15 protein-coding genes and 1 rRNA gene are annotated in these 14,818 nt (G+C 61.9%); 9 read left to right on the top strand and 7 right to left on the bottom strand.

Annotated features, from left to right (window positions below; translation table 11 throughout):
* Window positions 1-175: 175 nt before the first annotated feature.
* Together rrf and BM059_RS15360 are read left to right on the top strand one after the other, a co-directional pair.
* Window positions 176-291: ribosomal RNA gene (gene rrf, locus BM059_RS15365) — 5S ribosomal RNA — on the top strand.
* A gap of 322 nt (window positions 292-613) precedes the next feature.
* Window positions 614-955 (top strand): PilZ domain-containing protein, encoded by a 342-nt coding sequence (locus BM059_RS15360; protein WP_036998714.1) that lies wholly within the window; start codon window positions 614-616, stop codon window positions 953-955.
* Between the two features lie 115 nt (window positions 956-1,070).
* On the opposite strand, the gene flhA is transcribed toward BM059_RS15360, so the two are convergent.
* From flhA to BM059_RS15325, 7 genes are read right to left on the bottom strand one after another with little or no spacing between them, the layout of a single operon-like run.
* On the bottom strand, window positions 1,071-3,167 hold the full coding sequence (gene flhA / locus BM059_RS15355; protein ID WP_074939695.1) for a flagellar biosynthesis protein FlhA: 2,097 nt from the start codon (window positions 3,165-3,167) through the stop codon (window positions 1,071-1,073).
* A gap of 3 nt (window positions 3,168-3,170) precedes the next feature.
* Window positions 3,171-4,304: a flagellar biosynthesis protein FlhB gene (gene flhB, locus BM059_RS15350; RefSeq protein ID WP_074939691.1), complete on the bottom strand. Its 1,134-nt coding sequence runs from the start codon at window positions 4,302-4,304 to the stop codon at window positions 3,171-3,173.
* Window positions 4,297-5,091, bottom strand: a complete 795-nt coding sequence (gene fliR / locus BM059_RS15345; protein ID WP_036998719.1) for a flagellar biosynthetic protein FliR — start codon at window positions 5,089-5,091, stop codon at window positions 4,297-4,299. The genes flhB and fliR overlap by 8 nt, the downstream gene beginning before the upstream one ends.
* Window positions 5,092-5,094: 3 nt before the next feature.
* On the bottom strand, window positions 5,095-5,367 hold the full coding sequence (locus BM059_RS15340; RefSeq protein WP_036998720.1) for a flagellar biosynthetic protein FliQ: 273 nt from the start codon (window positions 5,365-5,367) through the stop codon (window positions 5,095-5,097).
* Window positions 5,368-5,379: 12 nt separating this feature from the next.
* Window positions 5,380-6,132 (bottom strand): flagellar type III secretion system pore protein FliP, encoded by a 753-nt coding sequence (gene fliP, locus BM059_RS15335; protein ID WP_036998726.1) that lies wholly within the window; start codon window positions 6,130-6,132, stop codon window positions 5,380-5,382.
* Window positions 6,132-6,503 carry a flagellar motor switch protein FliN gene (fliN, locus tag BM059_RS15330; protein WP_036998728.1) on the bottom strand — a complete coding sequence of 124 codons (372 nt, stop codon included), beginning with the start codon at window positions 6,501-6,503 and terminating at the stop codon, window positions 6,132-6,134. Before fliN ends, fliP begins: the two co-directional genes overlap by 1 nt.
* Window positions 6,500-7,339, bottom strand: coding sequence for a FliM/FliN family flagellar motor switch protein (locus tag BM059_RS15325; protein ID WP_074939688.1), 840 nt, complete (start codon window positions 7,337-7,339; stop codon window positions 6,500-6,502). Before BM059_RS15325 ends, fliN begins: the two co-directional genes overlap by 4 nt.
* A gap of 479 nt (window positions 7,340-7,818) precedes the next feature.
* Between BM059_RS15325 and BM059_RS15320 the strand changes: the two genes are divergently transcribed.
* Genes BM059_RS15320 through BM059_RS15290 form a run of 7 tightly spaced genes read left to right on the top strand, consistent with a single transcriptional unit; the run spans window position 7,819 to window position 14,757 of the window.
* Complete coding sequence (locus BM059_RS15320) at window positions 7,819-9,228, top strand: sigma-54 interaction domain-containing protein (RefSeq protein ID WP_074939686.1); 1,410 nt, start codon at window positions 7,819-7,821, stop codon at window positions 9,226-9,228.
* A gap of 12 nt (window positions 9,229-9,240) precedes the next feature.
* Window positions 9,241-9,576, top strand: a complete 336-nt coding sequence (locus BM059_RS15315) for a flagellar hook-basal body complex protein FliE (RefSeq protein ID WP_036998732.1) — start codon at window positions 9,241-9,243, stop codon at window positions 9,574-9,576.
* 19 nt (window positions 9,577-9,595) lie between these two features.
* Window positions 9,596-11,281, top strand: coding sequence for a flagellar basal-body MS-ring/collar protein FliF (gene fliF, locus BM059_RS15310; RefSeq protein ID WP_074939684.1), 1,686 nt, complete (start codon window positions 9,596-9,598; stop codon window positions 11,279-11,281).
* A complete protein-coding gene (locus BM059_RS15305; RefSeq protein ID WP_074939683.1) occupies window positions 11,256-12,320 on the top strand; it encodes a FliG C-terminal domain-containing protein in 1,065 nt (354 codons plus the stop codon). Before fliF ends, BM059_RS15305 begins: the two co-directional genes overlap by 26 nt.
* Before the next feature lies 1 nt (window position 12,321).
* Window positions 12,322-13,014, top strand: a complete 693-nt coding sequence (fliH, locus tag BM059_RS15300) for a flagellar assembly protein FliH (RefSeq protein ID WP_074682276.1) — start codon at window positions 12,322-12,324, stop codon at window positions 13,012-13,014.
* A 4-nt stretch (window positions 13,015-13,018) separates the two neighbouring features.
* Entirely contained in the window at window positions 13,019-14,335 is a 1,317-nt protein-coding gene (gene fliI / locus BM059_RS15295) for a flagellar protein export ATPase FliI (RefSeq protein ID WP_074939675.1), read from the top strand.
* On the top strand, window positions 14,332-14,757 hold the full coding sequence (locus tag BM059_RS15290) for a flagellar FliJ family protein (protein WP_074939674.1): 426 nt from the start codon (window positions 14,332-14,334) through the stop codon (window positions 14,755-14,757). The genes fliI and BM059_RS15290 overlap by 4 nt, the downstream gene beginning before the upstream one ends.
* Window positions 14,758-14,818 lie beyond the last annotated feature (61 nt).

Below are 14,818 nucleotides of genomic sequence, written 5' to 3'. Positions count from 1 at the left end.
ACTAATTGCCCGTGAGGCTTGACCATATAACACCCAAACAATCTGCGAAGGCATAAGCCGGAGACAGAGGGTGTCGATGGTGAAGTCGACAGAAAGCCGAAAATTTGCAAGAACTACAAATTATCTATCACGTATCCAAGGGAGCGCGTCTCACGACGATCTCCCAACCGAATTGCTTGACGACCATAGAGCGTTGGAACCACCTGATCCCATCCCGAACTCAGTAGTGAAACGACGCATCGCCGATGGTAGTGTGGTGCTTCACCATGTGAGAGTAGGTCATCGTCAAGCTCCTATACGAAACCCCAGATCGCGCACGCGGTCTGGGGTTTCTTCTTTGCAACGCGGAAAATAGAGCGGCGCGCACCGCTCAAGACTCCAGCAGGTCGGTGCGCGTGGCGCACCCTACGGGGATGCAGTGCAGCTTCGCGAGCAGAGCTCGCTCCTATAGGCCATCAGCGCTCGCCTCAGATTTAAGTATCTGCTCGCTATGGTCGTCTTGTTCTGATGAATCACAGGCCATCAATGCGCGACTTCCTTCTGAATGATCTCGATTGATGATTCCTGATCCTTGCGATCCAACCAGACGTGGCGAGCACTAAGGCATTCTCCTATGCGTCAATCGAGTCGTATCACCTTCCGCTCCACCTTCCGCATCAAGATCAGTGATCGAGAAAGCGACACGCTGATCGGCTATGCGGGCGATGTTTCCGAGTGCGGGATGAAACTGCTGAGCGATACGCCGGTGGAGCCCGGAAGTGAACTGAAGCTGCGTGTGCGCATGCGTGATCGTGAGGGAGAGATGCGCCAGGTGGATGTGAACATGATCTGCCAGTGGTCGCTGGAGAATACCCGCACGGGTTTCTTCGAAGCCGGGCTGGCCTTGCAGGAGGAGACGGCCGAGTACGTCCGGCTGATCGAAGGTATGCGCAAGCTGCGCAAGGAAAAGGCTTAGGCGGGAGTGGATGGCGAGGCGATAAAGGCGATCGCTCTGGCGTGGCGGTCTTCTTTCAAGGTCGGCGCGGTGGATGCAAAGCACGCATCCACCAGCGTGTTGAAACCTTTACCAATCAGCCCAGCGTACCGAGGATATTGACGCCCACTCTGTCAGGGATCTCGTTCTGTGACAGCACGTGCAGGCCTGGGCTGAATACGCGAGCGTAACGTGCCAGCAACGGGCGTAGCTGTGGCATGACGGTGAGGATAGGTGGATGGCCGTCCTTGCGCAGCTTCTCTTTCACCACTGGCATGGTGTTCTGCAGTTGGTTTAGCAGGCTGGGTTCTACCGGGATATTGTCCAGGCTGACAGGGCCGGCTTGCTGGGCGATGGCCAACGCGTTGAGCAGGGTGTTCTCCAAGGCGTTCTCGAGAATGAAGACCGAAAGCTCCTGGCGCTCCCCGGCGATCATGCCGACGATGCTGCGGCGCAGCGCGTAGCGCACGTCCGAAGCCAGCAATACCGCGTCCTTGGTCGATTCGCTCGCTTCCAGCAGTGTCGTGGCGATGGTGACGATATCTTTGAGCGGCACCTGCTCCTGCAGCAACTGGCGATAGACGCGGTGCTGCTGGGTGTAGCTGAGCTGATTCTTCAGGCTATCGGCCAGCTTCGGCGCCTGCACCTGAAGACGCTGCATCAGATGGTCGACATCGTCGTGCTTGAACACGTCCGGTAGGTGCTCACGGATGACCTTGTTCAGGTGTGTGGCGATGACGCTGGCACAGTCGATCACCTGGTAGCCGAGGTTGAGCGCACGCGCCTTGTCCTCCGGCTGGATCCACACCACCTGCATGCGGTAGGCCGGGTCGACACCGAGAATGCCGTCGATCTCGCCATAGAGCTCCGGCGACGGGATGGCCATCATGCGATCGGCATGCAGCTCGGCGTTATCGATCTTCTCGCCATTGATCTGGATGCTGTACTGCGATGCTTTCAGGCGCAGGCTATCGCGGATATGCACTTCCGGCAGGAGGAAGCCCAGGCTTTCCGAAAGGGTTTGGCGTACACCACGTACACGTTGTGTCAGGGGCGCGCCGGCGGCTTCGTTGACCAGTCCGACCAATTTGTAGCCCAGCGACACGGACAGACGTTCGACCAGCGGGATGTCCTCCCACACCATGTTTTGCGCACGTTCCTGTTCCATCGCCTTGCCCAATGCCTCGACCTGTTCGAGGCTGGCGGCTTCCGTGGGCGGGCCGTTGCGCGAAACCATCCAGGCGATGAACGCCACCAGGGCGGCGAAGCTGATGAACGCCAGGTGCGGCATGCCTGGCACCAGCGCCAGGGTGAACAGAATACCGGCTACGGTATAGAGCAGTGCCGGCTGGGCCAGCAACTGACGGTTCACCTGCTGGGTGATGTCCGAGGATTCGTTGATCCGCGTGACGATGATCGCTGCTGCAGTGGACAGCAGCAGTGCCGGGATCTGCGCTACCAGGCCATCACCGATGGTCAGCAGGGCGTACTGCTGGAAGGCCTGGCCTGCGCCCAGGTCGTAGACGAACAGGCCGATGGCGAAGCCGCCGAACAGGTTGATCAGCAGGATCAGAATGCCGGCGATGGCATCGCCACGGACGAACTTCGAGGCACCGTCCATGGCTCCGTAGAAGTCGGCTTCCTTGGCTATATCAGAGCGGCGGCGCTTGGCTTCGTGCTGCTCGATCAGGCCGGCATTGAGATCTGCATCGATCGCCATCTGCTTGCCGGGCAGTGCGTCCAGAGTAAAGCGGGCGGTGACTTCGGAAATACGCTCGCCACCCTTGGTGATGACGATGAAGTTGATGATCATCAGGATCACAAACACCACCAGGCCGACGATGAAGTTGCCGCCGATCACCACCTCGCCGAACGACTCGATTACCTTGCCCGCCGCGCCGGTGCCGGTATGGCCCTCGAGCAGTACCACACGCGTGGAGGCGACGTTCAGGCACAGGCGCAGCAATGTGGTGATGAGGATCACCGTGGGAAACAGGGAAAAATCCAGCGGGCTCTTCGACGACACGCTAACCAGCAGCACCAGGATGGCCATGGCGATGTTGAAAGTGAACAGGGCATCGAGCAGCACGGGTGGCAGCGGCAGGATGACCATGGCCAGGATCGACAGGATCAGCACCGGAATACCGATGCGGCCGCTGCGGAAGGTGGGCGCGAGTTGCTGCAGTAGGTTCATGAATCAGCCCCTGTTGGCCAAGCTGTCGGGAATCGGGAGGTTGCTTGCCAGTTCTGGCTTGCTTCTGCGCCCCTGGCGCCAGGCCTTGAGCTGCAGGATATAGGTCAGCACATGAGCCACGGCGGTATACAGCGGGGCCGGGATCTGCTGGTTGATCTGAGTGGTGAAGTAGATGGCGCGTGCCAGTGGCGGAATTTCCACCACCTCGAGTTCATGCTTGTTGGCCATCTGGCGCATGTACAGGGCGGTTTCATCGACGCCCTTGGCCAGCACGAAGGGAGCGGCGGCCTTCTTGGTGTCGTACTTCAGCGCCACGGCGTAGTGCGTCGGGTTGACGATGACCACGTCGGCGTTCTTGATCACTTTGCTGATCTGCCTTTGCAACATCTGCCGTTGCAGCTGCTTGATGCGCGCCTTGACCTCGGGGCGGCCCTCCTGGTTCTTGTGCTCCTCCTTGCGCTCCTGCTTGGTCATGCGCATCTTTTTGAGAAAGAAGTAGCGCTGCAACGGGATGTCGATGAAGGAGAACACCACGAAGATCAGCATCAGGCACAGGGTCAGATTGAAGGTCAGGTCCAGCGCCGCCGAGATTGCTTCGAGCACGTTACTGCGCTGCAGAGCGATCAGGTCCGGAAGGGCTGCGCGCACCAGGACATAGCCGACACCAAGCAGCACCAGCACCTTGAGGATCGATTTGAGCAGTTCGCTCCAGTTCTGCGCCGAGAAGATTCTTCCCAGGCCGGTGATGGGATTGAGCTTGCTGAGTTTCGGCGCAAAGTTTTTCGCGGAGAACACCCAGCCGCCAGGTACCAGCGACAGCGCCACCACCAGCACGGAGGTGAGCAGCAGGGGCGACAGCAGTTTGATGAACACCAGCATGTTGTAGCCAAGCAGCGTGTCGAGATCATCCAGGCCGATCTCGCTATGGCCGAACTGGATGTACGACAGGCGGAAGCTGTCGCTGAGCCCTTCCAGGAACAGCCCTGCGCTGAACTTGAGGATGAACAGGGTGGCGATCAGCGAGATGGTGGTCGACAGGTCCTTGGAGCGTGCGACCTGGCCGTCATCCTTGCTCTTCTTCAGTTTGTGCGCGGAGGCTTCTTCCGTTTTCTCCTGGCCGCTGTTCTGCTCAGACATCGCCGCCCTCGCGCAGAATCACACCAATGCCGTTGAGCAACTCGCGGGTCAGGTGCAGGTAGCTGTCGGGCAAGTTGGGCAAGGTCAGATAGATGCACAGCAGGCCCATCAGAATGCTGATGGGAAAACCCAGGGAGAACAGGTTCATCGCCGGCGAAATGCGGTTGAGCAGGCCGAAGCAGAACTGCACCAGGGTCAGGCAGAACACCACGGGCAAGGTGACCAGCACGGCTGCTGCCAGCACCCAAGCGAAGGCCTGTACGAAGCTTTGTGCGCCCAGGTAATGCAGGCCACTGCCGACCGGCCAGAATAGGAAGCTCTGGTACAGCACGCTGACGGTGACCAGATGGCCGTCGATGGCGAAGAACAGCAACACCAGCAGGATGAAGTACAGCTGGTAGATGATCGAAGAGGACGACACACCGTTCACCGGATCGTTATAGCGCGCCATGCTCATGCCCATCTGCGTCGACACCACCTCACCGACCAGCATGAAGATGGTGAACACCAGTTGCAGAGTCAGCCCCAGCATCACGCCGAAGGCGATCTGCTCCAGTGTCGTCATCAGTCCCTTCAGCGACAGTGGATCGATAAGCGGCATCTCCGGCAGCGCTGCGCCGAGTGCCACTGTCAGTGCGAGGGCGAGGAGGATACGTACGCGTACCGACACCGCCTTGTGATTGAACAGCGGCGCCATGCTGAGCAGCGCGACGATACGGCAGAACGGCCACCAGTAGGCCTGCAGGCTGGTCAGATACTGGCTGGCATGCAGCACGGGTTCGGACATGCTTCAGCCCACCAGATGCCCGGCCTGCTTGAAGGTTTCGATGAACAGATCCCCCAGCGTGCGCAGGATCCAATGGCCGGCGAATACCAGCATGGCCAGGGTGATCAGGAGGCGCGGGAGAAAGCTGAGCATCTGTTCGTTGATCTGTGTCGCGGCCTGGAAAATGCTCACCAGCAGGCCGCCGAGCAGACTTGGCACGACCAGCACGCAGACGATGATGCCGGTGACATAGACCGCATGGGCCACCAGCTCGGCGGCGTGTTCCGGCGTGAGCATCGCGAAGCCTCGCTAATAGGGCTGAATACTGGTTGTGAGGGTGCCGACCAGCAGCGTCCAGCCATCGACCAGGACGAAGATCATTAGCTTGAACGGCAGCGAGATCATCATCGGCGAGAGCATCATCATGCCCATCGCCATGAGTACGCTGGCCACCACCAGATCGATAACCAGAAAGGGTACGAAGATCATGAAGCCAAGCTGGAAGGCGGTCTTCAGCTCGCTGAGCACGAAGGCCGGCAGCAGCAGGGAGAAGTCCAGCTGGGCCAGGTCTTCGGGCATCTCCTCGCCGGCCAGGCTAACCAGGGTTTCCAGCGAGTTCTTGCTGGTCTGTGCCAGCATGAACTGACTGAGGATGCGCTTGCCTTCACCCATACCCTGTTCGAGGCTGATCTGGTCGGCCTCGAACGGTACATAGGCCTCGGTGTACATCTCCTGCCACACCGGGCGCATCACCAGCAGGGTAAGGCACAGGGCGATGCCGATCAGTACCGGGTTGGGTGGGCTCTGCTGCAGGCCGATGGCCTGGCGCAGAATCGCCAGAACGATGATGAAGCGGGTGAAGCAGGTCATCATCATCAACATGGCCGGGAGAAACCCCAGCAGCGTCATGATCAGCAGAATCTGCAGCTTGACGCTCAGGGTCTGGCCGTCTGCGGTGTCGTTGAAGTTGAACAGGGTGATGTCGCCGCCCGCCGCCTGGGCTAGCAGCGGGCAGCACAGGGCCGCCAGCAGCAGGCCGGATTGCAGCAGCCGACGCAGCATCACACGCCCAGCCCGCTGAGGCCGCTGCCGGACAGCTCGACGATGCGCAGGCCGTAGTTGCCGTTCATCACCACCACTTCGGCCTTGGCGAACAGGGCACCGTTGACCTTCACGTCCAGCGGCTCGCCGGCCAGCTTGTCGAGGGCGATCACGCTGCCGGCGTCGACGTCCATCAGCTCCTTGAGGGTGATTTCGGTCGAGGCCACTTCCAGAGTGACGCTGACCGGGATCTTGCCGAAGAAGCTCAGGTCCTGCTGCGGCAGGCCGGGCGGTACTTCTACCGGCGCAGGCTCCTTGGCGGAGTCATCCAGATTGAGACCAGCGTCGTTGATCAGGCTGTCGAAATCGTTATCGGAAATGGGGCTGCTCATGGGGTCTTCACGCTCTCAAGAGAAGTCAGGAACAAGGAGCCGTCGTCTTCGAAGATGGCGCCGCGAAACAGCTTCTGCTGGTTGATCTGTACATCGCAGCGCTCCAGCAGGCGCATCGGCAGGATGTCGCCGGGGCGCAGGGCAAGCACTTGCGACAGAGGCATTTGCAGGCTGGCTACCACGCAGTCCAGGCGCACCGGTAACTGGCGAATCTGGTTGAACGAGTTGCCGCTTTGCATAAGGGGCGTTGGAGGGGTGAGGCGGTTGGTCAACTCATCGACCAACTGCGTATCCAGGTAGATGAAGATCGATGCCTGGCTGCCGGTGATGTGACTGGTGAAGTGAAACTCCGCCACGTACTCCCAGTCGGCTTCTTCGTAGGCATTGTCGAACGGCTCGAGCTTGCCGAAGGTCTGGCCGGCGAGAAGCGAACGGGCGAACAACTGGCTGACATCCAGGCCCAGGCGCGTGCGCATGCGCTGTTCCGAGGTGCTCACCGGGGTGGCTTCATGGTTGGGTAGGCAGGTGCCGCCGTAATAGCACTCCAGCGCTTCGGTCAGCAGGGCGCGGTCCATGGCGAAACCGACCTTGCCCAGCGTCGAGCGATACAGGCACTCGGCATCCTTGTCCAAGTGCTCATGAACATCGACCCGAAGCAGTTCGAGATTGATTCGATAGTTGCGTAGAAAGTAGTCGCTGATGATGCGCGGGTACTTACTGGAGAACTCGCGAATATAGTGGGGAATCTTGTGATAGTGCCGGCCAAGTTTCTGCGGTTTCAACCGGGTCAGACTGTCGGCGGGCACGCCATGAAGGACTTTTTTAATCCCGGTCATGTTGTGGGCTGTATTCCTGGTTGTAACTGCAAGTGCGCCATCGAGCAGTCCGCTGGGCGTGCAGAGGGTGTTTTGATGTGCCGGGAGGCGTTAGCAGCAGTGCTTGGGCCAAGGCGTCGAATTCATCCGGGCACAGTGCTGCAGGCCAGTGATGACGGGAAGGAGTCTAGGCAGGGGGAGGGCAGGAAATTAAATCAATAGATATCAAATGCTGTTTTTGATAGCGAATGGCCGGTGTTGATAGGAAATAACAGCAAGTAATTCGGCGATTTTCTGTGCGCTTGTTAACGTTCGCGCCGTGATCCGTCGCACGTATATAAGGCGCGCCGCCAAGTGCTGCTGAAGTTGACCAATAGAGGCGACGGGAAGTTTCGAAAGATTAAGGGGCCATGTGAAAAAAATCTGTCATCTGCTTGGCAGTTTTGAACACGGGGTCGAATGCCGCCGTCGGGCTCATGAAAGACAACGGGTGATTTACCTTGAAGCATTCAACTCAAACGGTAAGTTACGCCTGCGACGAGTTGTTCGATGAACAACTGGGGCAGCAACATATAGTCGTGGTCGGGCAGGCCGATGCTGCCAGTGAGCGCTTGCTGACCGGCGGTCTGCTACGCCAGGGTTTTCAGGTGCGCCGCTTCGCCAGCTGCCTGGAGCTGGACCCGCGTGCTCTGGAGAGCGCCAGCCTGGTGCTGGTTTTCGTCAGCAGCCTCGCGGGCAATACCCTTTATGCACAGGTCGGCGCGATCCTGCGTCAGGTCGGTCGCATTGGTGTGGTGCCGGTGGTGGAGTATGCCGACCAGGAAAAAGCAGCTGTGCTGCTGGAATTGGGCTGTGTCGATTACCTCCTGGCGCCGTTCAGTGAGGCCCAGCTCAGCGCGCTGTTGCGTCGTCAGGAGTCGGCCAGCGCAGGCGAAGAGGGATTTGTGTCCTGCTCGCAGGCCGGCCGCCGCCTGCTTACCATGGCCCAGCGGGTGGCCATGACCCGTGCGCCGATACTTATTACCGGCGAGACCGGCACCGGCAAGGAGCTGATGGCGCGCTATATCCACCGCTTTTCCGCGCAGGATGATGCGCCCTTCATCGCGGTGAACTGTGCGGCGATTCCCGAGCAGATGCTCGAATCCATTCTCTTCGGTCATGAGAAGGGCGCCTTCACCGGTGCGGTCAGTGCTCAGCCCGGCAAGTTCGAACTGGCCAATGGCGGCACGTTGTTGCTCGACGAGATCGGCGAACTGCCGCTGGGCCTGCAGGCCAAGCTGCTGCGCGTGTTGCAGGAACAGCGTGTCGAGCGCCTGGGCGGGCGCCGCGAGATCGCCCTGGACGTGCGCATCATCGCCGCCACCAACCGTGATCTGCAGCAGGAAGTGGCAGAGGGCCGTTTCCGTGCCGACCTGATGTTCCGTCTTGATGTACTGCCGCTGCACATCAGCCCGCTGCGTGAGCGCAAGGAGGACGTGCTGGCCTTGGCGCGTCGCTTCATTCGCCAGTACGCGCCGCAGGACGCCCGTCACGAACTGCTGACCGAAGACGCCTGCCGCGCGCTGCTGGCGCATGACTGGCCGGGCAATGTGCGTGAGCTGGAGAACTGTCTGCAGCGTGCGCTGATCCTGCGCAACGGCCTGTACATCCAGGCTCAGGATCTTGGCCTGAGCCTGCCACCCAGCAGCGTTCCAGAGCCGGCACCGCGCCTGCAGTCACAGCCGCTCGAGGGCGGCAAGGCCGCGCTGCGCGCCAGCGGCAAGTGGGCCGAATACCAGCATGTAATCGACACCATCCGCCGTTTCGGCGGGCACAAGACCAAGGCCGCCGAAAGCCTCGGCATGACCCCACGCGCACTGCGTTATCGCCTCAACGCCATGCGCGAGCAGGGCGTTCAGATTCCCGTCTAGGAGAAGCAAAGGATGAACTCGATTAGCCAGGTGCAGCAGAATCTGCTGGGCCAAATGGAGCAGCTCAAGGGCCTCGGCGAAGCGACGCCGATCAAACCCGCACAGGCATTCGCCGTGCAGCCCGGCGAGCCAGGTTTTGCGACGGCTTTCGACGATGCGGTGCGCGCGGTCGACGCCCAGCAACATCGTTCCGGCGAGTTGATGGCCGCGGTCGACAGCGGCCAGAGCGATGACCTGGTGGGTGCCATGATCGAGAGCCAGAAGGCCAGCGTTTCGTTCAGCGCCCTGATGCAGGTGCGCAACAAGCTGTCCAGCGCCTTCGACGACATCATGAAGATGCCGCTGTAAGCGGATCGAGGGCTGACGCGTGCTGCAGACCATAAGAAGCAAGCTGCCCGACACCGGGCTGAAACTCGATCCTCGCATGACCCTGATCGGCCTCGCGCTGATCGCCGCGTTGCTGGCGGTTGGTGTGGTGTTCTACCTATGGCGCGACCAGGGTTCCTTCCGTCCCCTGTATGGCGCGGGTGAAGCTTATCCGGCGGCCGAGGTGATGCAGGTGCTCGATGGCGACGCCATCAGCTATCGCCTGCATCCGCAGAGCGGCCAGGTGCTGGTGCGTGAGGACCAGATCGGTCGTGCGCGCATGCTGCTGGCGGCCAAGGGTGTGCAGGTCAAGGTGCCGGCTGGCTACGAGCTGTTCGACAAGGACGAGCCGCTGGGCACCAGCCAGTTCGTCCAGGATGTGCGCCTCAAGCGCAGCCTGGAGGGGGAGTTGGCGCGTACGGTGATGGCGCTCAAGGGCGTGGAGGGCGCCCGCGTGCACCTGGCGCTGCAGGAGAGCAGTTCCTTCGTGGTCGGCAAGCGCGAGCCGGGCAAGGCCTCGGTGATGCTGCAGCTGGCGCCTGGCTACAAGCTGGCGCCGGAGCAGGTCAGCGCCATCGTCAACCTGGTGGCTGGCAGCGTGCCGCAGCTCGAAGCCGGCAACGTGCAGGTCGTCGATCAGTACGGCGCACTGCTGTCGCGCGGTATCGACACGCTGGGCGGCCCGGTGCAGAACTGGCAGGTGGTCGACGACTACCAGAGCAAGGCCGTGGCCAATGCCGAGGCGGTGCTGGCGCCGGTACTCGGCGGCGGTAACTACCGTATCAGCGTGTCCGCCGATATCGACTTCAGTCAGAAGGAAGAGACCTTCCAGTCCTACGGCGAGACGCCGCGTCTGCGCAATGAAGTGCTGCGCGACGAGAGCGTGCTCGACCAGTTGGCCCTCGGCGTTCCCGGCTCGCTGGCCAACCGTCCGCCGCAACCCGCGCCGGAGCCGCCTGCCGATCAGGCGCAGGCGGGTGCTCCGGCGGAGAATGCCAACCAGGCGGCGACCTCGCTGCGCAAGGAGTCCAACCGCCAGCTGGATTACGACCAGAGCGTGACTCACGTCAAGCATGCGCCCTTTAGCCTGCGTCAGCAGAGCATCGCCGTGGTGCTCAATGCCGCCGTGGCGCCAGAGGGTGGCTGGACACCCGAGGCGCGCGAGGAGCTTGCTGCGATGGTCAAGAGTGCCGTGGGCTTCAACCAGGCGCGCGGCGATCTGCTGACGCTGAGCATCTTCCCCTTCACCGATGCAGGCATTGGTGGGGCGGGTGAGGATCTGCTGCCCTGGTGGGAAAACGCCAAGGTGCACGACCTGGCCAAGCTCGGCGTGTTCGCGCTGATCAGCCTGCTGCTGTTGCTGATGGTGGTGCGCCCTGCAGTGCGCAGCCTGAGCCAGCGCAGCCAGCCTGGCGCGCCTGTGGCGCTCGAGGGCGAGGACCAACTGGCGCTGCACGCCGAGCGCGCAGCCGAACGCCTGCTGGCGCGTGTTGGCGACGATACGCCGGGCGCTACCGTGCTCGGCGAACTAAACCCTTTGTCGGAGATTCGCCTGCCGGCGCCCGGCTCGGGTCTGGAGCTACAGATCGAACACCTGCAGATGCTGGCCAAGAACGATCCCGAGCGTGTCTCGGAAGTCATCAAACAGTGGATAGGGCGCAATGAACGAGACCTCAACCCAGCCTGACGGCCGCGGTGGTTCCACCGCCAAGGAAATGCGCCTGCGTGTGCAGAAGCGCTCGCTGAGTACCTCCGAGCAGGCCGCCATTCTCATGCTGAGCATGGGTGACGAGATTTCTGCAGGTGTGCTCAGACACTTCTCACGCGAGGAGATCGTCAGCATCAGCCAGGCGATGGCGCGCCTGTCCAACGTCAAGCAACCGATGGTGTCCGACGTCATCGGCCGCTTCTTCGAGGACTACAAGGAGCAGAGCAGCATCAAGGGCGCCTCGCGTGGCTACCTCGACGGTATGCTCAGCAAGGCGCTGGGCAGCGAAATCACCCGCTCGCTACTCGACAGCATCTACGGCGAGGAGATCCGCGCCAAGATGGCCAAGATGGAGTGGCTCGACCCCAAGCAGTTCGCTGCGCTGATCGCCAAGGAGCACGCGCAGATGCAGGCGGTGTTCCTCGCCTTCCTGCCGCCGGGCATGGCCAGCGACGTGCTCGAATGCATGCCCAGGGAGCGCCAGGACGAGCTGCTATACCGCATCGCCAACCTCAGCGAGGTCAACAGCGACGTCATCGCCGAGCTGGAGCAACTGATCGAACGTAGCCTGGCCGTGCTCAGTACCCAAGGTTCGCAGGTGCGCGGGATCAAGCAGGCGGCGGACATCATGAACCGATTCAAGGGCGACCGAGGGCAGATGTTCGAGCTGCTGCGTGCCCATGACGACCAGCTGGTCGAACGCATCGAGGATGAAATGTACGACTTCTTCATCCTCTCGCGACAGAACCAGGAGGTGCTGCAGGCGCTGCTCGAAGCCGTACCGCTGGAAGAGTGGGTGGTTGCTCTCAAGGGTGCCGAGCCCGAGCTGGTGCGTGCCATTACCGGCGCCATGCCCAAGCGCCAGGCACAGCAGATGGAGTCGATCAACCGCCGCCAGGGCCCGGTGCCGCTGAGTCGTGTCGAACAGGTACGTAAGGACATCATGGCGGTGGTGCGCGAAATGTCGGCCAGTGGTGAGCTGCAGGTGCAATTGTTCCGCGAACAGACGGTGGAATGAGATGACGGTCAAGGTAATCAGCGGCGACGCCCGCCCGTGGCGCGCCTATCGCTTCCCCCCGCGCAGCAGCCAGCCAGCCGTAGACTGGAGCGGCGATGCCGCCGGCCTGCAGCGGGCCATGGCCGATGGCTTTCAGCAGGGCATCGAGAAGGGTTACCAGGACGGCCTGCAGCAAGGCGAGGAGGCCGGGCGCCAGGCCGGCTTCGAGCAGGGCCGCGACGAGGGGCTCAAGCTCGGACGCGAGGAGGGCCGCAGTGAGGGCCGCCGTGAATTTGAGCTGGCCGCGCAGCCGCTGCAGCAGATCAGCGAGAAGGTCGAACAGTATCTTGGCGAGCTGGAGCACAAGCGCCGTCAGGAGCTGCTCGAGCTGGTCAAGAAGGTCTCGCAGCAGGTCATCCGCTGCGAACTCACGTTGCATCCGACCCAGTTGCTGGCATTGGTCGAGGAAGCCCTGACCAGCATGCCGGGCGAGCCCGAGGACGTGCAGGTGCTGCTCAGCCCCGAGGAATACGCACGGATCAAGGCACTGGCGCCGGAGCGCGCGGCGAATTGGAAACTGGTGGCCGACGAGCGTCTGGCATTGGGCGAGTGCCGCGTGGTCACGCCACAGGCCGAAGCCGACGTGGGCTGCCAGCAGCGTCTGGATGCTTGCATCGACACCCTGGCCGAACATCTGCACCTGACCGAGGCCTGAGCGCATGCTCGACTACAAACTCGACGAAGCGCTGCGCTCGCTCGATGGCGTGCAACTGGCCAAGGTGGCCGGGCGTCTGGTGCGGGTTTCCGGCATGTTGCTGGAAAGTCTCGGCTGCCAGCGCAGCACCGGTCAGCGTTGCCGGGTCGAGCAGGCCGACGGCAGCCTGCTGGATGCCCAGGTGGTCGGTTTCAACCGCGATATCACCTACCTCATGCCCTTCAAGAAGCCGATTGGCCTGGCTGCAGGTTCGCGGGTGTTTCCGGCCAAGGATGAAGCCGTGCTGCAGATCGACGAGTCTTGGCTCGGACGTGTGGTCAACGGCCTCGGCGAACCATTGGACGAACGTGGCAAGCTCAGTGGGCGCGACCCGCTGCCGATCGGGCTGCCTTCGGTGAATCCGCTCAAGCGGCGCCCGGTGGAGGCCGCGTTGGACGTTGGCGTGCGTGCCATCAACGGTTTACTGACCCTGGGCAAAGGGCAGCGTGTTGGCCTGTTCGCCGGTTCCGGAGTGGGCAAGAGTGTGCTGCTGGGTATGATCACCCGGCAGACCAAGGCCGATGTGGTGGTGGTCGGGCTGATCGGTGAGCGCGGTCGTGAGGTGCAGGAGTTCATCCTCCATTCCCTGGGTGAAGAGGGCTTGCGCAAGGCGGTAGTTGTCGTGGCGCCGGCCAATGAATCACCACTGATGCGCCTGAAGGCCACTGAGCTGTGCCACAGCATCGCCGCCTACTTTCGTGACCAGGGCCAGGACGTGCTGCTGCTGGTCGATTCGCTGACCCGCTACGCCATGGCCCAGCGCGAGATCGCCCTGGCCCTCGGCGAGCCGCCGGCGACCAAGGGCTATCCTCCGTCGGTGTTCGGCATGCTGCCGGAGTTGGTGGAGAGCGCCGGCAATGGCGAGAGCGGTAGCGGCAGCCTCAGCGCCATCTACACCGTGCTGGCCGAGGGCGACGACCATCAGGACCCGATCGTCGACTGTGCGCGAGCCATCCTCGACGGCCACATCGTCTTGTCGCGACGTCTGGCTGACGTTGGCCATTATCCGGCGATCGACATCTCCGCCTCGGTCAGCCGCTGCATGAGCCAAGTCGGTGAAGCGGCGCATCTGGCGGCCGGGCGGCAGTTCAAGGAGTTCTACAGCACCTTCGAGAAGATCAAGGAGCTGATCCCGCTCGGCGGCTACACCCCAGGCATGGACGCCAAGACCGACCGCGCCGTGCAGCTGGCGCCCAGCCTCGAACGCTTCCTGCGCCAAGAGGTCGGTGCCAGCGCTGAGCTTGGCGCCAGCATCGCCACCTTGCAGAGCATCATCAAATGAAAGAACAGCTAGAAACGCTCGGACGCCTGGCCAGCCTGCGTGGTAATCGTGTGCGGCAGATGCTCGGACGGGTCAGCTATCAGCAGAACCTCTGTCAGCGTTATCGCAACAACATCACTGGCCTCAGCCGCCTGTGCGGATTCAGCGTGCCGATGACCACGCCACTGCAGCGTGATAATCAGCAGCGCTACAAGGCGACCCTGTACAAGATGGTGGAGCTGCAGCGCCGCGAGCTGGCGCTGGCCGAAGAGAATCTGACGCGCATTCAATGCGAGTTGTTGGCGGCGATGCGCAGCGAGAAGGTCATCACCCAGTTTCTCGAGGGCAAGCTGGGTGAGTGGCAGGACCTGCTTGCCCGTCAGGAGCAGAAGATTCAGGATGGTCTGGCTGCGCAGGCCTGGTGGCGAACCCAGGTCAGTTAATTTCTCGTCGACGCGTTTAAGTTCTCGCCGCCCGCGGTCGCTCTTAGGCCATAACACTACG

The organism is Ectopseudomonas composti, from assembly GCF_900115475.1.
Classification (GTDB): Bacteria; Pseudomonadota; Gammaproteobacteria; order Pseudomonadales; family Pseudomonadaceae; genus Aquipseudomonas; species Aquipseudomonas composti.
The sequence above is the reverse complement of the archived record's forward strand: the minus strand, read 5'-3'. Positions and strand labels throughout refer to the sequence as shown.